The 23,953-nt window shown below is 55.5% G+C and carries 20 protein-coding genes; 10 read left to right on the forward strand and 10 right to left on the reverse strand.

What is annotated here, in order from left to right:
• The first annotated feature begins 2 nt into the window (after nucleotides 1–2).
• From disA to GXX57_03060, 6 genes are all read left to right on the forward strand, one after another.
• Entirely contained in the window at nucleotides 3–1,076 is a 1,074-nt protein-coding gene (gene disA / locus GXX57_03035) for a DNA integrity scanning protein DisA (protein HHV43630.1), read from the forward strand.
• A gap of 74 nt (nucleotides 1,077–1,150) precedes the next feature.
• A complete protein-coding gene (locus GXX57_03040; GenBank protein HHV43631.1) occupies nucleotides 1,151–1,633 on the forward strand; it encodes a CarD family transcriptional regulator in 483 nt (160 codons plus the stop codon).
• 135 nt (nucleotides 1,634–1,768) lie between these two features.
• The gene (locus tag GXX57_03045; GenBank protein ID HHV43632.1) at nucleotides 1,769–2,863 is read left to right on the forward strand and encodes a TRAM domain-containing protein; all 1,095 of its coding nucleotides are present in this window, start codon (nucleotides 1,769–1,771) and stop codon (nucleotides 2,861–2,863) included.
• Between the two features lie 80 nt (nucleotides 2,864–2,943).
• Nucleotides 2,944–4,116, forward strand: coding sequence for a 2-C-methyl-D-erythritol 2,4-cyclodiphosphate synthase (locus GXX57_03050; protein ID HHV43633.1), 1,173 nt, complete (start codon nucleotides 2,944–2,946; stop codon nucleotides 4,114–4,116).
• Complete coding sequence (locus GXX57_03055; GenBank protein ID HHV43634.1) at nucleotides 4,109–5,308, forward strand: family 10 glycosylhydrolase; 1,200 nt, start codon at nucleotides 4,109–4,111, stop codon at nucleotides 5,306–5,308. Before GXX57_03050 ends, GXX57_03055 begins: the two co-directional genes overlap by 8 nt.
• An 18-nt stretch (nucleotides 5,309–5,326) precedes the next feature.
• Complete coding sequence (locus GXX57_03060; GenBank protein HHV43635.1) at nucleotides 5,327–6,775, forward strand: glutamate--tRNA ligase; 1,449 nt, start codon at nucleotides 5,327–5,329, stop codon at nucleotides 6,773–6,775.
• 10 nt (nucleotides 6,776–6,785) lie between these two features.
• Here the strand turns inward: GXX57_03060 and GXX57_03065 are convergent, their stop codons facing one another.
• From GXX57_03065 to galT, 7 genes are all read right to left on the reverse strand, one after another.
• The gene (locus tag GXX57_03065) at nucleotides 6,786–7,217 is read right to left on the reverse strand and encodes an amino acid-binding protein (protein HHV43636.1); all 432 of its coding nucleotides are present in this window, start codon (nucleotides 7,215–7,217) and stop codon (nucleotides 6,786–6,788) included.
• A gap of 20 nt (nucleotides 7,218–7,237) precedes the next feature.
• Complete coding sequence (locus tag GXX57_03070; GenBank protein HHV43637.1) at nucleotides 7,238–8,539, reverse strand: phenylacetate--CoA ligase; 1,302 nt, start codon at nucleotides 8,537–8,539, stop codon at nucleotides 7,238–7,240.
• Nucleotides 8,536–9,126, reverse strand: a complete 591-nt coding sequence (locus GXX57_03075) for an indolepyruvate oxidoreductase subunit beta (protein ID HHV43638.1) — start codon at nucleotides 9,124–9,126, stop codon at nucleotides 8,536–8,538. The genes GXX57_03070 and GXX57_03075 overlap by 4 nt, the downstream gene beginning before the upstream one ends.
• A 60-nt stretch (nucleotides 9,127–9,186) precedes the next feature.
• Nucleotides 9,187–10,926: an indolepyruvate ferredoxin oxidoreductase subunit alpha gene (gene iorA, locus GXX57_03080; protein HHV43639.1), complete on the reverse strand. Its 1,740-nt coding sequence runs from the start codon at nucleotides 10,924–10,926 to the stop codon at nucleotides 9,187–9,189.
• A gap of 5 nt (nucleotides 10,927–10,931) precedes the next feature.
• A complete protein-coding gene (locus GXX57_03085) occupies nucleotides 10,932–12,239 on the reverse strand; it encodes a phenylacetate--CoA ligase (protein ID HHV43640.1) in 1,308 nt (435 codons plus the stop codon).
• Nucleotides 12,240–12,445: 206 nt separating this feature from the next.
• Entirely contained in the window at nucleotides 12,446–13,921 is a 1,476-nt protein-coding gene (glgA, locus tag GXX57_03090) for a glycogen synthase GlgA (protein ID HHV43641.1), read from the reverse strand.
• Between the two features lie 25 nt (nucleotides 13,922–13,946).
• On the reverse strand, nucleotides 13,947–14,960 hold the full coding sequence (gene galT, locus GXX57_03095) for a galactose-1-phosphate uridylyltransferase (GenBank protein HHV43642.1): 1,014 nt from the start codon (nucleotides 14,958–14,960) through the stop codon (nucleotides 13,947–13,949).
• A gap of 963 nt (nucleotides 14,961–15,923) precedes the next feature.
• Between galT and GXX57_03100 the strand changes: the two genes are divergently transcribed.
• A complete protein-coding gene (locus GXX57_03100; protein HHV43643.1) occupies nucleotides 15,924–16,115 on the forward strand; it encodes a hypothetical protein in 192 nt (63 codons plus the stop codon).
• On the opposite strand, the gene GXX57_03105 is transcribed toward GXX57_03100, so the two are convergent.
• Nucleotides 16,112–16,639, reverse strand: a complete 528-nt coding sequence (locus GXX57_03105) for a methylated-DNA--[protein]-cysteine S-methyltransferase (GenBank protein HHV43644.1) — start codon at nucleotides 16,637–16,639, stop codon at nucleotides 16,112–16,114. The genes GXX57_03100 and GXX57_03105 overlap by 4 nt on opposite strands.
• Nucleotides 16,626–18,275: a M1 family metallopeptidase gene (locus GXX57_03110; protein HHV43645.1), complete on the reverse strand. Its 1,650-nt coding sequence runs from the start codon at nucleotides 18,273–18,275 to the stop codon at nucleotides 16,626–16,628. The genes GXX57_03105 and GXX57_03110 overlap by 14 nt, the downstream gene beginning before the upstream one ends.
• A gap of 144 nt (nucleotides 18,276–18,419) precedes the next feature.
• On the opposite strand from GXX57_03110, the gene GXX57_03115 reads away from it, so the two are divergent.
• On the forward strand, nucleotides 18,420–20,081 hold the full coding sequence (locus GXX57_03115) for a ribulokinase (protein HHV43646.1): 1,662 nt from the start codon (nucleotides 18,420–18,422) through the stop codon (nucleotides 20,079–20,081).
• 49 nt (nucleotides 20,082–20,130) lie between these two features.
• Nucleotides 20,131–21,153, forward strand: a complete 1,023-nt coding sequence (locus GXX57_03120) for an L-lactate dehydrogenase (protein HHV43647.1) — start codon at nucleotides 20,131–20,133, stop codon at nucleotides 21,151–21,153.
• A gap of 19 nt (nucleotides 21,154–21,172) precedes the next feature.
• Here GXX57_03120 and GXX57_03125 read toward each other — a convergent pair whose 3' ends face one another.
• Nucleotides 21,173–22,882 (reverse strand): M3 family oligoendopeptidase, encoded by a 1,710-nt coding sequence (locus GXX57_03125; GenBank protein ID HHV43648.1) that lies wholly within the window; start codon nucleotides 22,880–22,882, stop codon nucleotides 21,173–21,175.
• A 144-nt stretch (nucleotides 22,883–23,026) separates the two neighbouring features.
• Here GXX57_03125 and GXX57_03130 point away from each other — a divergent pair, with 144 nt between their 5' ends.
• Nucleotides 23,027–23,923 (forward strand): endonuclease, encoded by an 897-nt coding sequence (locus tag GXX57_03130; GenBank protein ID HHV43649.1) that lies wholly within the window; start codon nucleotides 23,027–23,029, stop codon nucleotides 23,921–23,923.
• Nucleotides 23,924–23,953: the final 30 nt, after the last annotated feature.

A 23,953-nucleotide genomic window follows, 5' to 3' on the forward strand; every position in this document is an offset into this window, starting at 1 on the left:
CTATGGCAGAGGAGAGGACCAATAAGGAGAGGTTGAAGGAAATCCTTAGACTGATTTCACCGGGCACACCGTTGTACGAAGCCTTGGAAAACATTCTCCGGGCCCGGACCGGAGGGCTAATTGTCATCGGTGATTCCGAAGAGGTGATGGCCCTAACCAATGGTGGTTTTCGGATCGATGCGGATATGCATCCTGCGGCCTTGTACGAGTTGGCCAAGATGGACGGAGCCATCGTCCTTAACGAAGAGGCAAACAAGATCCTACTGGCCAATACGCAGCTCACGCCAGATCCTCTCATTCCCACCCTGGAGACCGGGGCCCGGCACCGCACCGCAGAACGGGTGGCCCGGCAGACGGGGAACATCGTGATTTGTATCTCCCAGCGCCGGAATGTAATCACGGTCTACCAGGGCAATTTCAAGTATGTGGCCCGGGATATCGGCGTAGTGCTGGCTAAGGCCAACCAGGCCCTGGAGACTTTGGAGAAATACAAGAGTGTGTTGCAACAGTCCTTGACCAACCTCAGCGCCTTAGAATTCGAGGATCGGGTCACGGTCTTCGATATTGTTACCGTGCTACAACGGGCCCAGATGGTCTGTCGAATTAAAGAGGAGATCGAGTTCCACATCTATGAGCTAGGGGTGGAAGGGCGCTTGGTGGCGATGCAGCAGGAAGAGTTGATGGTGGGCATTGAGGGCCAGGGCCTTTTGGTGATCAAGGATTATTGTCATGAAAAGGACAATGCGGAAAAGATTTGGGAGAATCTCATGGAGTGGGAGTCCGAAGACCTGTTGGAACCCACCACCTTGGCCCGGGCCTTGGGCTTTTCCTCGGCCATGGATGTCCTGGACAAACAGGTGACACCCCGGGGCTACCGGATTTTGAGTAAGATTCCCCGCTTGCCGCTGCCGGTGATCGAGAACCTCATCCAACATTTCGGTAATCTACCCCGGGTGATGAGTGCGGATATTACCGAACTCGATGATGTGGAAGGCATCGGCGAAGTACGGGCTAGGTCCATCAAAGAGGGACTACGCAAGATGAAAGAGCAAGTGTTAATCGACCGACAGCTTTAGTACAAGGACCTGAAAGGAGCTTTGCGCATACAATTAAGAAGAGGGGTGTTGGGAAGTAGGAAAGGTGGGAAAAGATGTTTCAAGTAGGCGATAAAGTAGTATACCCCATGTATGGTGCCGGCATCATTGAGGCCATCGAAGAGCAGGAGGTCCTAGGGGAGCGGGAACTGTACTATGTAATTCACCTACCCTTCGGTGACCTGCGGATGTTGATCCCGGTGGACCGGGCCGAGGAAAGTCGACTGCGGGATGTGATAGAACCGGAGGAGGTACAGAGGGTATTAACCATCTTGGAAGGGGAGCGCGGCAAACCCATCTCCAACTGGAACGTGCGCTTTCGGACCAACATGAATAAACTAAAAAGCGGTGATCCCTACAAAGTGGCGGAAGTGGTTCGGGATCTTTCGGCCCGGGAACGGAAGCAGGGTCTTTCCAGCAGGGAACAGCGCTGTTTAGAGCAGGCCCGGACCATCCTGGGTAGTGAACTGATGTTGGCGACAGGACAGTCCAAGGAGAAAATCGAGAATCTTCTCGATGGAACTATGCAGGCTGGGTAAGGGTATAAGCAATCATTTATTTTCTACCTCTCTTTTCATCCAATGCTAGTCTTTTCTGCGCTGATCTTGGATAATACTACCTGAAAATGTGCATACTGATCCTGTCGCTCAAATCTTTGACAGGAGGTGAAGAGGATGAATGAAAAACTCTTTCGGTTTGTATGCGGGATTGTGGGCCTGGTGATCGGCTACAACAGCATCGCCGCGGGCTTGGAGCAGCTGTTCAGCGCCCAGGAATCCCTGGAGCCTTTGATCGGCTGGGCCGGTATTCTAGGTGGGCTACTGGGCCTGTGTATCGGCGTGCTTTTGGCTCCGGCCATCTATGGCGTGTGGCAACGCACGGTGGTGGGTGTTACCAGTGCGCTCCAGAATACACCGATCACCGACATGGTCGCCGGGGTGATTGGTCTGGTCTTGGGCTTACTCATCGTCATTTTGGCCACGATGCCCTTCCCCGCCGGTTTGGTGATCAGCTACATCCGGTTGTTTGTGGTGCTCTTTGGCGGCTATGCGGGGGCCTACACCGCGGTGAAGAAAAAGGACGAACTTCTCGGTATGCTGGGCTTAGACCCGGAAAACCGGTCCAAGGATAGCCATTTATCTGGTGCCAATGGGGACACGACCAGTTACAAGATTCTCGATACCAGTGTTATTATCGATGGCAGGATTGCCGATATTTCTAAAACTGGTTTCTTAGAAGGGACCCTGATCATCCCCCAATTTGTCTTGGAGGAATTGCAACATATTGCCGATTCCCCCGATTCCTTGAAACGCAACCGTGGTCGGCGCGGTTTGGATATCCTCAACAAGATTCAGAAGGAGTCGGTGATCCCCATCGAGATCGTGGATCAGGATTATCCCGATGGGCAAGATGTGGACAGTAAGCTGGTGCGGCTGGCGAAGGAATATAACGGAACTGTCCTCACCAACGACTACAACTTGAACAAGGTCGCGGAGTTGCAGGGGGTGCCGGTCCTGAACATAAACGAACTGGCCAATGCGGTGAAACCCGTGGTATTGCCCGGTGAAGAGATGTTAGTACAGGTGATCAAAGATGGCAAGGAACAGGGGCAAGGGGTGGCCTATCTAGATGATGGCACCATGATCGTGGTGGACAGCGGTAAGAAGCACATCGGTCAGGAGATCGAGGTGATGGTGACCAGTGTGCTGCAGACCGCGGCGGGCCGAATGATCTTCGCCCGGCCGAAGGTGATGGAAAAGGCACTCTAAACGCACCTTGGGGCAACCCCATAAAGGATTTCGTCAGTTTTTGGCGAAGTCCTTTTTTTGATGTCTTTGGAGGGTGAAAGATGCCAAAGGTCTATTGTATTGTGCCCGCGGCCGGCAGTGGCACCCGGATGGGGAAAACCGGCTTTCCCACCAAGCAGTACCTTCTCCTTGGGGGAATTCCGGTGCTGGTGCGGACCTTGCGGACACTGCAGCAGAGTAACTTAATTGATGAGATGATCGTGGCGGTGCGTCCAGAGGATGTGGACTACGCCCGGGGCCTTTTCGAGGACTATGGCCTGGCGGGGATCAAACTCATCGCCGGGGGGGAAACCCGTAGTCACACCGTCAAGGGGGCCTTGGCCGAGATCCAAGGGGACCCAGGGGACCTGGTGGCTATCCATGATGGGGCTCGGCCCCTGCTGACAAGACAGGCTTTGGCGCGGGTTTTGGAAGCGGCTAGGATCCACGGTGCGGCGGCCCTGGGTGTTGCGGTGTGGGACACGGTGAAAAGGGTGGATGAGGCGGGTTTTGTAACCGGCACTCTGCCCCGAACCCAATTGCGGCTGATTCAGACTCCCCAGGTCTTTACCCTAGATCTTTTGCGGCGGGCCTACCGGCAGGATCTGACCGGGGCCACCGATGACTGTGCCCTGGTGGAACGGCTGGGTGTGCCGGTGAAACTGGTGGAGGGCGAAAGGACCAATCTGAAGATTACAACACCGGAGGATTTGAAGATGGCGGAGATGTATCTAAAGGGAACCCAGCCCCCGCTGAGGATCGGACACGGCTATGACGTCCACCGGTTAGAACCGGGCCGGAAGTTGATCCTGGGCGGTGTGGAGATTCCTCACCACCTGGGTTTGCTGGGCCACTCCGATGCCGATTGCCTGGTCCATGCCCTCATGGATGCCCTGTTAGGGGCTGTGGCCTTGGGAGATATTGGCCAGCACTTCCCCGCTGGGGACCCCGCCTATGCGGGAATCGACAGCTTGGTCCTGTTGAGACAGGTGGGGGATCTGCTCCGGGACCGAGGTTATGTCATCTATAATCTCGATGCCACCGTGGTGGCCCAAAGGCCCCGCCTTGCGCCCTATCGGGAGAAGATGCGGGAGAATATTGCCCGGACCCTGGATATCCCAGTGGAGCAGGTGCATGTGAAGGCCACCACTACCGAAGGGTTAGGTCCCGTGGGCGAGGAAAAGTGTATCGAGGCCCATGCGGTGGCGTTAGTGGGAGGTAACCCCCATGACTGAACCGGTGCAGGTGCCGCGGGCTCCCAAGTTTCCTTGGCGCACCGCGTTGTATGTGCTGATCATGTTTGTCTTGGGGTTAGTGTTGGGTATTTACAGCCATCGGCAGCAAGGGATCGGCTCCACCAACGAAACCCCCATTGCCGGGGCGTGGGTGGTACGCTATGCCCTCACGACCCGGGAGGACATCGACCAGGTCTTTGCCTTGGCGTCGAAGCTGGGCTTCCGAGAATTAATGCTGCAGGTCAATGGGCGGGGGGAGGCCTATTACCGGTCGGAACTGCTCCCCCAGGCGGTGGTGGACTTTGACCCTTTGGCCTATGCCTTGGCCCAGGGCCAACGGTACGGGATTAAGGTCCATGTTTGGGTCAATGTCCTCACCATCAGTTCCTTTCTTAGTCGTTCCCAAGATCCTAAGCATGTGATCAACAGTCATCCCCAGTGGATTACCTACGATGTGGATGGTCGTTCTCTCCTTGCCTACGACCCGTTGGATGTTTCAAGCCTGCCTGCGGATCTGCCAGCCATTATGCTGGATCCGGGCGTCCCCGAGGTGCGGGATTTCCTAGTGCAAGTTTGCCGGGAACTGGTGGAAAACTATCCCGTGGATGGTCTGCATCTGGACTATATCCGCTATGCGGGCCTGCGGTATGGTTTCCATCCCCAGGTGCGGCAGCATTTTAAGGCTCAGTATGGGGTGGATCCGGTGGATGTGGAGCGGCGGCGTTTCACCGCCGGCGGGGCCCAGCAGGCCCTCCTTTGGGACGATTTTCGCCGGCAACAGATTACGGATCTGGTGGAGGCCATCTACCGGGAAGTAAAAAGCGCGAAGCCCCAGCTGCCGGTGTCTGCTTCGGTTACCGCCCATTACCAAGTGGCCCGGGACAACCATTTTCAGGATTGGCAACACTGGCTGGAGAGGGGGATCATTGATTTTGTTGTCCCCTTGGCTTACGATCTCGATCCCAGTGTCGTATACTATAGGCTGGAGGAGGTCGTGGCGCACTGGGGTCCAGGGAAGATCTCCGCGGGGGTGCGGGCCTACGAACTGGGTGAAGACCCACAGCTGTTGCGGGAACTGGTGCAGGCCGCCCGGGATGCGGGCTGCCAGCGGATCCTCCTTTTCTCGTACAACTCCATCGCGGAAGAGCCCCAGTTGCAAAAGATCATTTCCAGATTGCAGGAAGCACGTTAGGTACTGGAGGGAAGACTTGTGATTCGTGTGCGATTTGCCCCTAGCCCCACGGGCTATTTACACATAGGCAATGCCCATACGGCCCTATTCAACTGGCTCTTTGCCCGGGGCCGGGGTGGTAAGATGATCCTCAGGATCGAAGACACGGACCTGGAGCGGTCCGCGGTGGAGTATGAAAGGGCCCTCTTTGAGGATCTCCGCTGGCTGGGGATGGACTGGGACGAAGGGGTGGATGTGGGAGGAGACTACGGCCCCTATCGGCAGTCGGAGCGGCTGGAGATCTATCGCGAATACGCGCGGCGGCTGGAGGAGGCTGGGTGGGTGTACCCTTGTTTTTGTACTCCCGAGGAGCTAGCCGCCGAGCGAGCCCAATATGAGGCCCAGGGTTTGATGCCTCGATACGGGGGCCGTTGTCGTCATCTTACGGAGGAAGAAAAAAAGGCCTATCTAGATCGGGGAGTGGTCCCCTCTTTGCGTTTCCGGGTTCCCGAAGACCGGGAATTGGTTATTAAGGATCTCATCCGGGGGGATGTGGTTTTTAATACGGATAATATCGGGGATTTTGTGATCATGCGGCCTAATGGGTATCCTACCTACAACTTCTGTGTAACCGTCGATGATCTCCTCATGAAGATTACCCACGTGATCCGGGCCGATGAGCATCTGTCCAATACCCCCCGGCAGCTTTTACTCTATGAGGCTCTGGGAGAGGAGCCACCTTTGTTTGCCCATGTCTCCATGCTTTTGGGTCCGGACCGGACGAAGCTGAGCAAGCGGCATGGGGCTGCTTCGGTACGGGAGTACCGGGAGGCGGGGTATTTGCCCGAGGCCATGTTAAATTACTTGGCCCTCTTGGGCTGGTCCCCCCAAGGAGAAGAGGAGTTCTTTTCGGTGGAGGAGCTTTGTGCCCACTTTGAGCTGGAGCGGGTCTCTAAGAGTCCAGCGGTCTTCGATGTGGAAAGGCTCCAGTGGATGAACAGCCAATACCTGCGTCGGTTGCCCATTGGAGAGTTGGCCCGGCTTAGCCGTCCCTACCTAGAAAACGCAGGGCTCCATGCTCCAAATGAGGAGTGGCTCTGTCGCCTGCTGGATCTCATGAAGGACCAAATCCGGTATTTTGCCGAACTGCCGGAACAGGTGAATTTCCTTTTCGGGGATGTGCCCGCTACCTTGGAAGAAAAGGCCCGGGAGCTTTTGGAGCGTCCCGAAAGCCAGGAGATCCTAACTAAAGTGCGGCAGGAAATTGAATGTTGGCCTGGGGAGTTCTCTCCCGAAGAGGCCCTGGAGCTTTTGCATGTTGTGCCCAATAAGCTGGGTGTGAAAAAAGGGCAGTTCTTCCGGCCCCTACGGGCCGCGGTGACGGGGAAGACTTCGGGACCCGAGCTCCATTATGTTTTAAGTCTGTTGGGCCAAGGAAGGATCTTGCGGAGATTGGATTGGGCTTGTGAAAAAAGCAGCGGCCGATAGCCGCTGCTTTTTAAATCCTGTATACCTCCTCCGCCGGCACCACGGTAACACCGTGCCTTTGCAGAAGCTCGATGGCTTCGTCCAGGTTGTTCAGGCTGAGGATAACCAACGCGTTGTCTTCGCTTTTTTCCACGAAGGCGTACATGTACTCGATGTTAAACTGCCCCGTTTCCACTACTTTCAGGATCTCCGCAAGTCCGCCGGGACGATCCGGCACTTTGATGCAGATTACCGACGTGCGGTTCACCGCAAAGCCCGCATCCCTCAGGGCGGAGAAACCGCGATCGGGATCGTTGAGAATGAGTCGAAGGATACCGAAATCTGAGGTGTCCGCAATGGATAAAGCCCGAATATTTACACTTGCGTCCGCCAGGATCTTTGCCAGGGTGGCCAACCGGCCGGACTTGTTCTCCAAGAACACAGAAATCTGGGTTACCTTCACCACAGACCTCTCCCCCTTCTTTAGAGTTCTCTTCGGTCTATGACACGCTTTGCTTTGCCTTCGGTCCGTTCAATGGTCTTAGGTTCCACCAATCTGACCCGTACATTGATTCCCAATGTGCTTTGAATCTCTTGCCGGATCTGTCTGCTCAAATCTTCCAGCTTCTTCACTTCATCGATGATCTCTGTGGAGACCTCCACCCAGACTTCCAGTTCATCCAGCACCTGCTTGGACCGATCCACCACTAAGAGATAGTGGGGTTCCGTCTGACCCATGCTCATCAGCACCGACTCGATCTGCGAGGGGAAGACGTTCACCCCGCGGATGATGAGCATATCATCGGTGCGGCCCATGACTTTGTGCATGCGGACCATGGTCCGTCCACAGTCACATTGGGTGTAGTCCAGTTTAGAGATGTCCCTGGTCCGGTAACGGATGATGGGGAAGGCTTCCTTAGTCAAGGAAGTGAAGACTAGCTCCCCTTCACTGCCCGGGGGCAGGGGCTTTTCGGTCACCGGATCGATGATCTCGGGGATGAAATGATCCTCAAAGATATGCAAGCCCTGTTGGCACAGACATTCCGACGCCACGCCGGGCCCAATGACCTCACTGAGGCCATAGATGTCGATCGCGGTAACACCTAGTTTTTCCTCAATCTGCTGGCGCAGCTCATTGGACCAGGGTTCTGCGCCGAAGAGGCCCACCCGCAGTTTCAGGGTGGAGGGGTCTATGTTCATTTCCCGCATGGTCTCTGCTAAGTACAGGGCGTAGGAAGGAGTGCAGGCCAGTACGGTACTGCCGAAATCCTGCATCAGCATGATCTGGCGCTTGGTGTTGCCTCCGGAGATGGGGATTACCGTGGCCCCCAAACGCTCCGCCCCGTAATGGACACCTAGTCCCCCGGTGAACAGACCATAGCCGTAGGCGATTTGGACGATGTCGTCCTTGGTTGCTCCGGCGCACACCAGGGTGCGGGCCATGAGTTCCGCCCAGATGTCGATGTCCTTGGCGGAATAGCCCACCACTGTGGGTTTTCCGGTGGTGCCGGAGGAGGCATGCACCCGCACCACATCGGAAAGAGGAATGGCAAACATTCCAAAGGGGTAGTTATCCCTGAGGGCCTCCTTTGTGGTAAAGGGCAGCTTTGCCAGATCGTCGAGGCTTTGGATGTCCTCGGGATGGACTCCGGCTTTGTCGAATTGGGCCCGGTAGTAGGGCACTTTTTCATAGACCCGTCTTACGGTCTGCTGCAGCCGGGACAGCTGCAAAGCCTCTAACTCTGACCTATTCATTGATTCACAGGTCGGGTTGAACTTGTTCATGACGATCTCCTTCCTTGCGCAAAGCGTTGACCAAGGGCAAAGGCCTCCTGGTTGATCTTGCACAGGCGCTCAGGGATGCAACCGAGGATGCTTTTCTGCCAGCAGCTGTCGTTAATTTCCATGAAGACCGACAACGCCCCCAGCATGATGAGGTTTACCACCCGGGGATTACCCAGTTCCTGGGCAAGATCTAAGGCGGGAATCAGCAATGCATTGTGCTCCTCGAGGCGTTCCTCCAGATCCGTAGGATATATCGCGTTGCCTGCGGCCACACTCAAAGGAGGCATTTTCTGTGTATTGCTTATGATCAATCCCCCTGGTTTAACGAAGGGAAGGCTGCGGGCCGTCTCTAGAAGTTCAAAACCCAGCAGGCACTGGCCGCTGCCCAGCTCCACCGTGGGGGAGAAGACCTCCTGACCCAGGCGCACATGGGTGACGACGCTGCCGCCCCTTTGGGCCATGCCGTGGGTTTCGGCCACCTTGACGTCAAAGCCCGCCGACATCGCCGCTTGGCCCAAGATTTGGCTAGCGAGAATGATCCCCTGTCCGCCTACACCGACAATGACAATATCTCTAATCTTTTCCATCTTATCCTGGCGCATCCGACCGGATGCACCGGCACCTCCCTATCCAAAAGCAAAGCAGCCCTATTGTTGGCTGATGGCATCGAACTTGCAAACCTGGGCGCACAGGCTACAACCAGTGCACAACACAGGATCAATCTGGGCGCGGCCGTCGCTAAAGCTGATCGCGGGGCAACCCAGTCGCAGACAGGCCTTACAGCCTGTGCACTTGTCCGGGTTCACCTGGAAAGCCGGTTCCCGGAACTTCACCAGCAAAGCACAGGGCCGGTTGGTGATGATTACCGACGGTTCCCTTGCGGCCAGTTCTTCTTTGATCACCCGCTGTAGAGCCTCTAGGTCGTAGGGATCCACCGTGACCACCCGCTTGACCCCCAGGGCTTCCACCAGTTTGGACAGATCCACCGCATAGGTGCTCTGGCCGGCCAGGGTCTTGCCGGTGCCCGGGTGCTCCTGCATACCGGTCATGGCCGTGGTGGAATTGTCCAGGATGATGATGGTGCTTGTTCCTTGGTTGTACACGGTGTTCATCAGGCCCGTAATTCCCGAATGCAGGAAGGTGGAATCCCCGATAACACCCACTGTCCTTTGGGCTGCTTCCCCATCGGCCAGCTCCCAACCATGGGCCATACCCACCGCGGCACCCATGCAAAGGCAACTGTCCATTGCCCCTAGGGGCGGCAGAGCACCGAGGGTGTAACAGCCAATATCCCCCGTCACATTAACCCGCAGCCGCTGTAGGGTGTAGAAGACACCCCGGTGCGGACAACTAGGACACAGGGCCGGGGGCCGCTTGGGCAGCTCCGTGGAGGACGAGGCGATCTCCGGGCTTACATATTCGACGATACCTAGTTTGGCTAGTCCCTGCTTGACCAAAGTGGTGGACAGTTCCCCTTCCCGGGGGAAGTATTCCTTACCCACACAGGGGATGCCCATGGCCTTTACCTGCATCTCGATAAAGGGCTCTAGTTCTTCTACGACCACGATCTTTTCTACCTTGGCGGCGAAATCCCGAATTAGCCTTTCGGGCAAAGGATGGACCAACCCGAGCTTCAGGATGGAAAGCTGGGGTGCCGCCTCCTTGACATATTGGTACGCGATACCACTGGTGATAATGCCTACGTCCTTGGTTCCCCAATGAACCGTGTTTACTGGACTATCCACCGCATCTTCCGCTAGTCTTTCCATTCGCTCCAGGACCTTGGTGTGCCGCGCCTTGGCATTGGCAGGCAACATGACGTACTTGGCCATATCCTTTTTGTAGGGCTTGTTCGGCACCGCACTTTTTTCCCCGAAAGTCACCACGGTCTTGGAGTGGGAAAGCCGGGTGTTGGAGCGCAGAATCACTGGTGTATCGTATTGCTCACTCAGCTCAAAGGCTAGGCGCATGTACTGCCGGGCCTCTTCGCTGGTGGCGGGCTCCAACAACGGCACCTGGGCGAAGAGGGCATACATTCTAGTGTCCTGCTCGTTTTGGGAGCTGTGCATCCCCGGATCGTCGGCGCAAATGATCACCAGCCCACCGTTCACCCCGGTGTAACTTAAGGTAAGCAAGGGGTCCGCGGCCACGTTCAGGCCTACGTGTTTCATGGTGACAATGGTCCTGGCGCCTCCGAGGGAGGCTCCCGCAGCCACTTCCAGGGCCACCTTTTCGTTAGGGGCCCACTGGGCCTTGATTCCTTCATACTTCACAATATTCTCGAGGATCTCGCTACTGGGAGTTCCCGGATAGCCTACCGCCACCTTGGCGTCGGCTTCGTAGGCTCCCCGCGCGATGGCCTCGTTTCCTGAAAGCAATTGTTTCATTCGATCTACTCTCCAATTTTCCGCTTATCGATCACCCGTTGGGACTTACCCGCGGTCCTCTCTAGACTCCGGTATTCCACCAGCTTCACCACGGGACTGATCCCTAGGGTGGAGCGCAGTTGTTCTTCTACGGTACGACGCAATTCTTCTAGCTGTCGGTAGGTACCGGCAAAGCAGTCACGACTCACTTCCACCTGCACTTCCAAGTTGTCCAGCCTGCCCTCCCGGGAGACTACCAACAGATAGTGGGGTCCTACACCAGGAATGTTGGTTAGGACGCTTTCCACTTGGGAAGGATATATATTGACGCCCCGGATGATGAGCATGTCATCGGTGCGACCAGTTACTTTCTCCATTCTAACATGAGTGCGCCCACAGGGACAAGGTTCGTAATTTAGGCTGGTAATGTCCCTCGTGCGGTAGCGAAGCACCGCAAAACCTTCCTTGGTGAGGGGGGTAAGGACCAGTTCGCCCTTTTCTCCCGGGGGCAGGACTTCACCGGTTTCGGGATCAATGACCTCGGGGATGAAGTGGTCTTCCGCGATATGCATCCCCTCACCCATGGTACATTCCCCGGACACTCCCGGTCCCATCACTTCACTGAGACCGTAGTTGTCGGTGGCCTTCATCTTGGGCCAAAGCTGCTGCAGTTCCTGGCGCATGCCTTCACTCCAAGGCTCTCCCCCGAAAAGCCCCAGGCGGACATTAAGGCTGCTGGGATCGATGCCCATGTCTATGGCCACTTCGCCTAGATACAACGCATAGGAGGGGGTACTCACCAAAGCGGTGGTGCCGAAGTCCCTCATCAGCTGGATCTGTCGCCGGGAGTTGCCGCTGGAGGCGGGAATCACCGAGGCTCCCACCTTTTCCAGGCCGTAGTGCAGACCAAAACCACCGGTGAACAGGCCGTAGCCGAAGCAGATCTGGACGATGTCCTCGTCAGTGACCCCGGCCTGGCAGACGATGCGGGCTACCAGTTCCGACCAGGTCTCTAGATCCTTGCGGGTGTACCCCACGGCGGTGGGTTGTCCCGTGGTGCCCGAGGAGGCATGGACACGGACGATGTCCTTCATGGGTGCCATGAACAGCCCATAAGGATAATGGTTCCGCAGATCATCCTTAGTGGTAAAGGGCAGTTTCCGCAGATCTGCCAAGGTTTGGATGTCTTCCGGCTTGATCCCTGCCTCGTCCAACTTCTTCTGATAGAAGGGCACCTTGTTATAAAGTTTGTGAACTAAGGCACGAAGCCGCTCCTCCTGGAGCTTTACAATCTCTTCCCGTGGCATCGTTTCACAGGACGGATTCCATATCACCTAAACCATCTCCAATTACGGGTAGTCTCCCGCTGATTTTCAATTGTAATAGAATATATTCACCGCCTTCTTCGAACCTCCTGCCGAAAATGGGGACGAAATTCACTAGTGAAGCCGATGGGGATGTGCAAAGCGAGGAAAGACCTGGGGACGGGCCGTCGGCCGGTGTAGAAAAAAGGGGGATGACGCGGGTGCGCCATCCTCCCCTAAGCGGTTAGCACGGCTAATTGGCGGGCAAGGGCGTTCTTGTACAGCCCCATGTATTCTGCAGCAGACCGGTTCCAGGAGTGGTCTTCCTGCATGGCCCGTTTCACCAGGGATTGCCAGACCCGAGGGCTGTCGTAAAGCTCAAGGCCGCGGTCGATGGCTGCAAGTAAGGCACTGGAGTCATAGGGGGCAAAGGAAAACCCGTTTCCACTGCCTGTGTCGGGGTTGTACTCGATGACCGTATCCCGTAGACCACCGGTGGATCGCACGACGGGGATCGTGCCGTAGCGGAGGCTGATCAATTGACCCAGGCCGCAGGGTTCAAAGGCTGAGGGCATCAGGAACATGTCACAGCCGGCGTAAATCCGCTGGGCCAAGGTGACGTTGAACCCGATTTCCACCCCGATGCGATCCGGATACAGGCTACGCAGTTCCCGGAACATGTCTTCGTAGTAGGCATCGCCGGTACCTAGCACCACCAACTGCATGGGCCGCTCCATCAAATCCCGACTGATGTCCGCGATGAGATCCAGGCCCTTTTGGTCCACCAGGCGGGAGACGATGCCCAGCAAGGGCACATCCAGCTGGGGTAGGCCCATTTCCCGTTGGAGCTCCATCTTGTTGCGCCTTTTTCCCTCCAGGTCCTCCGCAGTGTAGTTGTGGTAAATCCGCGGGTCGGTGGCCGGGTTGTATTCATGGATGTTGATCCCGTTGCAGATCCCGTACAGGTCCTGGCTGCGCTGCCGCAGGATTCCATCCATTCCCTCACCGTAGTGGGGATCCTGGATTTCCTCCGCATAGGTGCGACTTACGGTGTTCAATACATCGGACCAAAGGAGCCCTGCCTTCATAAAGCTGATGTTGCCGTAAAACTCCAGCCGTTCCGGGGTGAAGTATTCATCTCCCAAGCCCAAAAGATGGAGGGTCTCCTTAGGGAAATTCCCTTGGTAGCGGAGATTATGGATCGTAAAGACGGTACCGATTCCCCGGAAGAAGGGATCCCACTGATATTGTTCCTTCAGTAACAAAGGAATGGGTCCCGTCTGCCAGTCGTTACAGTGGATGATATCCGGCTTGAAGCCCAGCATCTTTGTCATTTCTAGAACCGCCCGGCAGAAGAAGGCATATCGTTCCGCCTCGTCCCAGTAGCCGTAGATCTGGTCCCGGTCGAAATAGTGGTAGTTGTCGATGAAGTAGACCGGGATTTTCCTAAAGACCCCGTCCATGCGGGCTTCGATCTCACCTTCCCGGAGGATGGCAGTCTCTTTGCGGTAGCCCACCTGTACGGGGAAGTCCCCGATGGTCCGGGTGGGCTGGATTCGGGCGTATCTTGGCATCACGATCCGCACATCATTGCCGTAGGTGGCAAGGGCCTTCGGTAGGGACCCGGCCACATCCGCCAGACCTCCGGTCTTGGCAAAGGGTACCACTTCCGCGGAAGCAAACAGGATTTTGTAGGTTTCATCAAATTCCATGCGACCCATAGGACCATCCCCTTTCTCAACTGTAGGTAACGATCTCTTCCTCCACCTGTCGGAGGCTTTCGGCGGCCAGTTCCGGCGCCGTGGGGTTGATGTAATATCCGGAGCCTAGCTCAAAGCCCGCAATGATGGTCAGCCGCGGCAGAATCTCCAAATGCCAGTGGTAGTATTCGTGCCCTGGCTCGAAGGGTGTGGTGTGCAGAACCATGTTGTAGGGGATGACTTCGAAGGCGGTCTCTAGCCTACGGAACCCCATGCTGAGGATCTCGCAGAGGGGTTCGATTTCCTCATCGGCCAATAGGCCAAAGTCATGGTTGTGCCGCCGGGGCAGGATCCACATCTCATAGGGGAACCGGGAAGCGAAGGGACAAAACACCAGGAAGTGTTCGTTTTTCGCCACCAGGCGGGGACCTGCCGGTTCGGTTTCCACCATTGCGCAATAAAGACAGTGTCGGTGCTCTTCGAAATATCTTTTGGCTATAGTCAGTTTGTGGGCCACAGTGGCGGGTACCATGGGCGTGGCGATAATCTGACAGTGGGCGTGCTCCAAAGAAGCCCCCGCCACCCGGCCAGAGTTCTTAAAGAACTGTAGGTATTTCAGCTGTGGATTGCTCCGTAAAGTGTAGTACCGTTGCAACAGTGCCTTGATGATGCTTTTCAACTGACCTTTGGAGTGACTGCCGAAGGTGGAATCATGATGGGGCGATTCGATAAACACCTCATGGACCCCGATGCCCGGCATTTCTCTGTAGAGGGGTGGAACGACCTCCTCTCGCGCTTGTGCCTCTAGGGAGAGGGCGGGAAACAGGTTCGGCACCACCCGTACAGTCCAGCCGGGGCTGTTGGGCACGTCTACTTCCCGGCCGCTAGCATAGACCTCCGGTGGTGTCTGGTTCTCGTTGCCGTAGCAGAAAGGGCATTCACCACCCCGGCGCTCCAAGGGGGCGATTTTGAAATCATGGGGACGTTTTCCCCGTTCCGTAGCGATGACTACCCAAGAATCCGTACTGGGATCGTATCTTAACTGGGACACAGCAACCTCTCCTTGCCCAAAGACTAACCGCGATCTTTCCCTCATAACATGTGGTAGAAGCCTGCTGATTATGCTTCTAAAAGGTCTTTACTTTCTACCAACAAAGCCAACAACTGCTCTTGCTCGGCATTGGGGACACGGTTGTTTGTCCAAGGGCAAAGGAGGCCGAGTTTCACCCCCATCCTCCCAGTGGTCAAATACTTGTCCTAGGAAACAGGGTTATGCATATACACGGGGCGTGGGTAAGCTTGTGGGGTGCTTGGACGCAGACAACCACAGATGTAAGGCTAGTTTTCGGGATCGATCTTCGCTGTGCTAACATTTTCGCTAGTATTGCAGACGTGCACAGGCTCGATTAGGGATCAATCGCTTGTAGCCACAACCGTTTGGATACTTTTTCGTCCCTTTTCGGTGGAAACGGAACGGGTACTTTTCGGGTTCGATCCATTCAGGCAAACACTTGAATTGCGGACACTATCCCTGGTTTTACGTAAGATGCCACGTATGCTTCATGGTTCCATCTAGCTGCGATGGTTGTTCGCTCATTGGAAAGACGTGGTCAATGACGGAAAAACCCTTGCCCCATGCTTTACATAGACTGTAAGTGCGGGCTTCTCCTTTTTTCCCCAACACTTACCAGGAAACGGTGTTGGTCTTTATCGGGCTTTTGGCCAGACTATAGGGAAAAGAGAGTAAGGAGGGAGCCCAATTGCCTAGCAAATCGCAGTTACTTGCGGTAGGAGAGACTTGTTCGGAGTTTTCCCCCAGAATGGAACAGGTTCAGCGGACCTGTGAGCATTGCCAACATTGGGAGAAGCAAGTATGTCGGTTGGGGATTTTCCGTAACCAGCTGGCCAATCTTGACGAACCCGGAGGGATGGGACTTCGAATGTAGGCAGGAATCGGCGGGTATAATGTCGTAAGTATGTTAATGAAGCAACTCTATAAGGGGGAGGGGTAACTGTGGGTGTTGCTTGGAATCAGCTGTTGGAGCTGGAGAAACAAGGTTACTCCATTACGAAAGTAATGGAGCTTGGCGGCGGTGGTGCCAAGGTGATCATGACCAACGTGGAGACCAACGCCAAGAAGGTAGTCAGATTGAATCCGGAAGACAAGACGTTACTGGACGCACGGAATGCCCGACGCAAGTTCTAGCGATGTTTCGGACGGTTTGCCCGTTCTAGCGTGAGGAGGTATTCCTTGATCTTCGGATCCGGGGTGAAACCACCCCGGCCCGAGGTGCTGACTACCCGGTGGCAGGGAATCAGGATCGGGAGCGGATTTCTCGCTACAGCACCGCCCACTGCTCGGGCGTAACCTCGTTCGCCTAGTTCACGGGCTAGCTCTCCGTAGGTACGTACGTTACCGTAGGGAATCTGACGCACAAGGCCAAGGACGCGCTGTTGGAAGGGAGTACAGTATAGTTTGTACTCGATTCCTTCCAAAGTGCGTCGTTGGCCTAAAAAATACTCTTCCAGCAGGTGGGTGTAGGCCCAGCCTACCTGTTTGCTCAGGATTACTGCTCTTTTCAGTTGCCTTTCTAGCCTTGCCGCCAGTTGCTTCGTCTCACCGTCAAAAGCGATGGCTACGGCCCGCTGATCCGGTTGGTACACCACCGTGATTTGTCCCAGGGGGTAGTGGATCCTCTGATAAAACAACTGTACCTCAGAATTGGACATGGTTGTTCTCCCGCCTCAAGTCGAGCAACTTCCAATTGGGATCAATGACAATTCTCTGCAATTGGCCTTGGAAATCCACCTTCAGGGTGTTTTGGGTCGTATCCAGTACGACATTGATAGTTTTCGTCTCTTCGGTGGTCTGGATCAAAACCTCCACCGGGCCCCGGTGCTGGAGATTCCCTTGGTTTGTGATACTCACCGTAGCTTGTCTTCCGGTAGTTTTCACCTCGTTAATGGCAAAGTCCACCGTTCCCGCACCCCGGACCCAGGAGTTGAAGAACCAGGTAAGGTTTTGGGTGCTCACCTTCTGGATGGCATCCTGCCATTGCTGCAGAGAGATGGTGCCGCCTCTTGTCCGGTCGTACAGTTCTTTGAGTACTGCCTTGTAGTTTTCCTCACCGATGAGGTCCGCTGCCATTTGATGGACGAACACCCCTTTATGGGTCAGTAGGGGAAAGTGATCCTGGTAGATGAAGGTGATCTTCGCCAAAGGCATTTCCTTTTCTCCCTGGGACCGCAGGTATTCGATGATATAAAGATAATTAGCATAGTTGTCTTGCATCAACCGCAGGGCCTCCGTCTCCTGGCGGGACTGAAGGAAGAGCTTGGCGGAGTACTCCGCTAACCCTTCGGCTAAAAGCCAACCTTCGGTCAGCAAGGGTACAGTGGTGTAGCCCCAGTAATAGTGGGCGAGTTCATGGGCGATGGCGTGGGTGAGCACCGAAAAGTTTTGGCTGTACATTCCCACGGCCACAAGGTTGCTAGCCACTACCACACTATAGGGGCTGGAGTAGGCGACATCCCATAGGGAGTCCACCACGACTACACTGGTGCTTTCAACGTTGTAGGGTCCAAAGGTTTGTTCGTAGAAGCGGCGTACCTGGCGTACAGTGTCCGCGATGGCCGCCGCAGCCGGTTCATACCGAGAAGGATAGTAAACGTGTACCGGTTCCCCATCGGGATATTCGAAAGTGGATTTTTCGACCCTCAGGGCCAGGAAATGGATCAAGGGGCTTGGAATGGTCGACTCAAACCGATAGCCCATCCTCTGATCCTGTTGGGTCTGGACTTCCACCAATTCTGCCGGGGCGATGGGGGTCAAGCCCGCGGGTAAGGTGGCCTCGAGGCTGAAGGTGTAAAGGTTCTCCCTCAGCATGCTGGGATACCATGCCATGGCGGTGTTGTAATGGATCTCTGGCAGATTGTAGAGAGATTCCACGCGATGGGTGTAGGAAATGGTCACCTGGGTTACTGCGTCCTTGGCCAGTTTCTTGGGGAAATCCACCCACCAGACCGAAAGGAGGCCACTGGGGATTTGCCATCTGGAGAATTTGGCCCGTTGGCCGTTGATGGTGACGTCCTTCAGTTCAAACCCCTCATCCAAGAAAAAGTACATGGAGCCTACGTTATTCTTCAAAGCTTGTACTGTCAAAGTGGCGGCGAAATCCACCTCTAGTGCCCGGCGATTGGCCTCCGTAGAGCCTATGTCCCTGATATCCAATTCCAGGTCATAGTGGGTGATGGCCACATCACTGCGCCCGTACAGATAAAGGGCACCCTTCTCAATGAGGGAGGTGCAGCCGGCGGTGATAAGACAAAGGACAACGAATAGGAAACCAAAGGTCAGCTTTCTCATCATGGATGGACCCCTTTTTTTGCAATGGTCTCTCCTTTTCTTCCCGATCTCTGACCAAGATTCCTGCTACACAGATAGCGGAAAAACTGCAGGGTTTCTTGGCGATGTAGCGAAATATTCCCATAAGAATGGAAACAAGGAGGAATCCGTGTGAGATACACTATCGGCATAGATTTCGGGACGCAATCGGGACGCGCGCTTTTGGTGGAGGTGGAGACTGGCCGGGAATTGGCTTCGGCGGTCTATGAATATGCCAATGGGGTCATTGATGAAGTGCTGCCCCAGGGGAACATCCGGTTGGGTCCCGACTGGGCCCTGCAGGATCCCCGGGATTATCTGGAGGTGCTAAAGCGGACGGTGCCCGCGGTGATCAAAGAGGCTGGGGTGCGGCCTGCGGATGTGATTGGCATCGGTATCGACTTTACCGCCTGCACCATCTTGCCCGTGGATCAGGCGGGGGTACCTTTGTGTATGAAACCCGCCTATAGGGACAACCCCCATGCCTGGGTGAAACTGTGGAAACATCATGCGGCCCAAGGGCAGGCTAACAGATTGAATCAATTGGCCCGGGACCGTAACGAGGAGTTTCTTGCCCGCTATGGCGGCACCGTCTCCTCCGAGTGGTTCTTTCCCAAGGTCTTGCAGATTATCGAAGAGGCGCCGGAGGTTTATGAAGCCGCGGACCGGATCCTGGAGGCCGCCGATTGGATCGTGTTGCAGTTGACCGGCGTGGAGGCCCGCAATGCCTGTACCGCTGGATACAAGGCCCTGTGGTCCCGACAGGAGGGGTATCCTTCCCGGGAGTTCTTGGCGGCCTTGCATCCTAAACTGGAGAACATCGTCCAGGAGAAGATGTCCGAGGACATCTATCCTGCGGGTAGCAAGGCCGGTTACCTTACCCCTGAGTGGGCGGAACTTATGGGATTAACCACCAACACGGCGGTGGCAGTGGGCGGTGTAGACGCCCATGTGTCGGTGCCTGCTGCCACAGTGACCGAGCCGGGGAAGATGGTGATGGTGATGGGAACTTCCATCTGCCACATGGTTCTGGGCACCGAGGAACGGTTCATCGAGGGTATGTGCGGGGTGGTGGAGGACGGGATCCTTCCTGGTTACTTTGGCTATGAGTTGGGTCAGGCTGCGGTGGGGGACATCTTCGAGTGGTTTGTAAATAACTGTGTACCGGCCAGATATGAAGCGGAGGCCCAGGAGCGGGGGATCAACATTCACCAGTTCCTTACGGAGAAGGCGGCGGAGCTTGCGGTGGGGCAAAGTGGGCTTTTGGCCCTAGATTGGTGGAATGGGAACCGCTCGATCCTGGTGGATGCGGACCTGTCAGGTATGATTATCGGGATGACTTTGAATACTAAGCCCGAAGAGATCTATCGTGCCCTGATCGAGGCTACGGCCTTCGGGACCCGGCGGATTATTCAGGCCTGTGAGGAGGCGGGGGTGGCCATTCAGGAGCTTTATGCCTGTGGGGGTTTGCCCCACCGAAATCCGTTGCTTATGCAGATCTACGCCGACGTCACCGGTCGGACCATCAAGGTGGCCCGAACCACCCAGGCGGGCGCGTTGGGGGCCGCCATGTTTGCCGCGGTGGCCGCGGGAAGCGAGGCCGGGGGCTATGATGATATCGTGGAAGCGGCAAAGAAGATGGCTCAGCTGAAGGATGAAGTCTTCATCCCCGACCCAAAGCGGCATCGGGTATATACCCAGCTTTATGGGGAATACGAACAGCTGCATGACTACTTCGGCCGGGGCCAAAACGATGTGATGAAGAGGTTGCGCGTACTGCGGCGGTAGGATGCGATTTTAGGGTCTCTTCAAGTCTTCGGTAAAGGTGGTTGGGAAAATGACAGAGCCAGTGCACAAGGGAGCAAAGGTTGTGGTGGTGGGTACGGGGATGGTGGGCGCTAGCTTTGCCTATACCGCGGTGATGAAGGGATTAATCTCTGAGCTAGTGCTCATTGACCTGGATCGCGATCGGGCCGAGGGGGAGGCCATGGATCTGAACCATTCCCTACCCTTCGCTTCCCCGATGAAGATCTACGCGGGGGATTACCCTGACTGCGCCGATGCCCAGATCATTGTGATTTGTGCCGGGGCCCCGCAGAAGCCGGGGCAGACTCGGTTGGATTTGGCCAAAACCAATACCCAGATCATGAAGGACATCGTCCAACGGATTACCCGGTATAACAACGACACTATTTTACTGGTGGCCAGTAATCCGGTGGACGTTCTTACCTATGCGGCCATCGAGTACTCTGGCTTCTCACCCCGGCGGGTTATTGGTTCTGGGACGATCTTGGATACGGCCCGTCTTAGATACCTGATCGCCGAACAGATGGGCCTTGATCCCCGTAGTGTCCATGCCTACGTGATCGGAGAACACGGGGACTCGGAGTTGGTGGTGTGGAGTTCGGCTAATATCGCGGGGATTCGCATCCAGGATTTTTGTCCCGTCTGTCGGTCCTACTACAACGGTCCGATCCTGGAGGAGATCTTCCATAATGTCCGCAATGCGGCCTATGAAATCATCAAGCGCAAGAAGGCTACCTATTACGGTATTGCCATGGGCCTGCACCGCATTGTGGAGTCGATCCTGTTGGACCAGGGTTCTGTTTGGACCGTGTCTACTTTAGTCAATGACTACTATGGGGTGAACGATGTCTGTCTGGGGATGCCCGCGGTGATTAACAGTACCGGTATTGATAAGATCCTAAGGATTCCCCTAAACGAGGAAGAGGAAAAGCTGTTCAAGGCCTCCGCGGAGATTGTGAAAGAGGTTACCTACGGGGCCTTGGGCCGGAGTCAGGAGAGGACCAACGGCACCTTAGACAGCTATGTCTTGGACAACCCAAGGGCCGATCAGTGACGGCCCTTGGGTGGAAAACCTAGCCTTGCAGTTTCCTCAAGTTTGACAACTCTGTGCTGACGAAGTCCATCAATTCTGCCAGGACCGGTTCCGAGAAGGCGAACTGGATCTCCGCGGCCTGGTAGATCTCCAACAGGGGCCTTGAGCCGCCTAAGGACAGGGCACGTTTGTAGTTTTCGATGGCCCGGCGGGGATCCTCTTTGTATTGTCGCCACAGCTGCAGGGCTCCCAGCTGGGCAATGGCGTATTCGATATAATAAAAGGGGTTGCCAAAGATGTGGCTTTGGGCCTTCCACGCGTGGCTCAGTTCCCGTTCAAGCCCAGACCAGTCGGTATAGTGATGGCTGAACTGGGACGCGATTTCCCGGAATTTCTCATTGCGCTCCTGGGCTGTGTGCTCAGGATGCAGGTAGAGCCAGTGCTGGAAACGGTCCACGGTGACGGCCCAGGGCAAGAATTTGATCACATCTTCCAGTTGATCAATTTGCGCCCGGATCAGGTCCTGTTCCTTATAGAACCGGCCCCAGTGCTCCATGGTCAAAAACTCCATAGACATGCTGGCAAATTCCGCCGCCTCCATGGGCGCATGCTTATACCGGGCTAAGGGATGGTGGGCTGCTAGCTTGTTGTGGATGGCATGGCCACACTCATGGACTAGGGTGATCAGGTCCTGATGGGTGCCGGTGCAGTTCATGAAGATGAAGGACCGATTGGAGATCGGTAGGTCGCAACAAAAGCCGCCGGGAGCTTTCCCCACCCGGGGCACCAGGTCCAAGGTGTGGTTCTCCTGCAGATCCTTTAGTACTTCCGCAAAGAGGGGATCCAGGCGGTGGAGGATCTCCTTGGTCCCTTCCACGAGCTCTTCCACCTCGGTGAAGGGGATCAAAGGCTTTTGGCCCTGGGGAGTGCCTTGGATATCCCACGGCCGGTATTCGGTAAGTCCTAGTTTTTCTTGATGTCGTTTTTCCACTTCGTCCTTCAGGGGGACGACGCATTTTTTCACCGCCTCATGGAACCGAAGACAATCCTCGGGGGTGTAGGAGAAACGTTCATAGACTCTGAACATGTATTCTCGGTAATCTGCTAACCCCGCATTTACCGCCATCCGATGGCGCAGCTGCACCAGCTGGTCCATAATCCCATCGAGTTTTTCCCAATCCTGGCTACGGCGGGCGGTGGTCTTCTCCCACGCGGCTTTGCGGACTTGTCGGTCGGGGTCCTTCAGGAACATGGTCATCTCCGGCAGGGTCTTTTCCTGGCCCTCCCAAATGATGGTAGTGTTCCCAATGGTAACTGCATATTCATCGGACAGGGCCGTTTCCTGGACCATCAGTTCGATGTTCTCCTCCCGGAACAGCTCCACCGCCACGGCTTTACTCTGAAGGAGAATCTCGTACTTCCTTTTCTCCAGCTCTTCCCGATAGGGACTATCCCAGAATTTTCTGTCCAGCAAAGCCTCGTACTTCTTCAACAGGGGGATGACTTTGGTCTGATTGAACTGATGACGTTGGGCAATGGCTTCATCGTTGCTGTAACAGTTGAAGAGGATGTAATCGCCGTTGAGTACTTCGCCAATGGCCTCCATGAGTTTGCTTTCCTCAAGTAAGTACTTCTCCAAATCTTCCACGGAGGTGATTTCCCGTTCCACTAGGTTCCGCAGTTGCTCCTCTAGCGCGGCCAGATCCTCCAGGGAGATCAACTCTTGATAAAACTTCTTTCTTTCCGACATATTTCTTCCTCCCCTTTCTCCCTTACGTGACTAGTACGACGGATTTTGGCAAAATCCTTTGGGGCCCTCACCAAGGATAGAAAGCAGCCCAACCTTGCAAAATGGGACTTACCAGACAATTCTTGCAGGAAAGGGGATAGGGTTATGGAAAAAAGAAAACATACTACTACGAAAGAAGGGGTTTCCTTGACTTGGAAGCAGCTGGGAGGGATCGTGGCGGTTCTCATCTTACTTGTGGCCTGTTTACATAGGACGTCCGGGCCCCTGCCTGCCCTTTCGGGAAGCTTCCTACAGGAGCTGCCCCAGGAACCTGTCACCACCCTTACGGTGATGACTTATAACATCAACTATGGGCGTGACAGTGACGGTACTTTGGATCTGGAGGCCACCCAACGGGCGATGATCCAAGGGGGTCTGCCGGATTTGATCGGCCTGCAGGAGGTGGATGTCCGGTATGCCCGGCGCTCCTTGCATGAGGATCAAGTGCGGACCCTGGCCGAAGGATTGGGTATGTATTACGCCTATGGCCCGGCCCTGTCCCGGATCTGGAACGGCTATTTCGGCAATGCCCTGTTGAGCAAATACCCCATTGTAGAGGTGTCCAATCACCGGTTGCCCCAGATTGGTACGCAGGAGGATCGGTCTTTCCTCCATGCGGTGGTGGATGTGCCGGGGTTCGGCCTGGTGAACGTGATCGTGACCCATCTGGGGCTGAAGGCCCAGGAACGGTTGAGCCATGTCCAAACGATCTTGGAATACACCACCAGGCTTGAGGGGCCGGTGATCCTCTTGGGGGATTGGAATGCGGAAAGGGAAGATTCCCTGTGGCTTTTGGAGGAACACTATGTGGATGCCGGCCGCCTGTTTGATCCCCAAGGGAGTACCTTCCCCAGTTCTTCCTCCACCGGGGCCCGGATCGATCGCGTCTATCTTTCCCCTGATCTTGTACCCAAGGCTTATCAGGTCATCGATGCCCAAGCATCGGATCACCGCCCGGTGGTGGTAAAACTAGAAAAGGTTAATCCTGAAGATCGGCATTAGGCGCGTACAAGGGTCTTTTCCTTCGCGGCT

The organism is Bacillota bacterium (assembly GCA_012839765.1).
Lineage (GTDB): Bacteria > Bacillota > Limnochordia > DUMW01 > DUMW01 > DUMW01.

Coding starts and splice junctions, on each gene's coding strand:
- disA (HHV43630.1), top strand. CDS start 3: ATGGCAGAGGAGAGGACCAATAAGGAGAGGTTGAAGGAAATCCTTAGA.
- GXX57_03040 (HHV43631.1), top strand. CDS start 1,151: ATGTTTCAAGTAGGCGATAAAGTAGTATACCCCATGTATGGTGCCGGC.
- GXX57_03045 (HHV43632.1), top strand. CDS start 1,769: ATGAATGAAAAACTCTTTCGGTTTGTATGCGGGATTGTGGGCCTGGTG.
- GXX57_03050 (HHV43633.1), top strand. CDS start 2,944: ATGCCAAAGGTCTATTGTATTGTGCCCGCGGCCGGCAGTGGCACCCGG.
- GXX57_03055 (HHV43634.1), top strand. CDS start 4,109: ATGACTGAACCGGTGCAGGTGCCGCGGGCTCCCAAGTTTCCTTGGCGC.
- GXX57_03070 (HHV43637.1), bottom strand. CDS start 8,539: ATGAACAAGTTCAACCCGACCTGTGAATCAATGAATAGGTCAGAGTTA.
- GXX57_03075 (HHV43638.1), bottom strand. CDS start 9,126: ATGGAAAAGATTAGAGATATTGTCATTGTCGGTGTAGGCGGACAGGGG.
- iorA (HHV43639.1), bottom strand. CDS start 10,926: ATGAAACAATTGCTTTCAGGAAACGAGGCCATCGCGCGGGGAGCCTAC.
- glgA (HHV43641.1), bottom strand. CDS start 13,921: ATGGAATTTGATGAAACCTACAAAATCCTGTTTGCTTCCGCGGAAGTG.
- GXX57_03105 (HHV43644.1), bottom strand. CDS start 16,639: ATGTCCAATTCTGAGGTACAGTTGTTTTATCAGAGGATCCACTACCCC.
- GXX57_03110 (HHV43645.1), bottom strand. CDS start 18,275: ATGAGAAAGCTGACCTTTGGTTTCCTATTCGTTGTCCTTTGTCTTATC.
- GXX57_03120 (HHV43647.1), top strand. CDS start 20,131: ATGACAGAGCCAGTGCACAAGGGAGCAAAGGTTGTGGTGGTGGGTACG.
- GXX57_03125 (HHV43648.1), bottom strand. CDS start 22,882: ATGTCGGAAAGAAAGAAGTTTTATCAAGAGTTGATCTCCCTGGAGGAT.
- GXX57_03130 (HHV43649.1), top strand. CDS start 23,027: ATGGAAAAAAGAAAACATACTACTACGAAAGAAGGGGTTTCCTTGACT.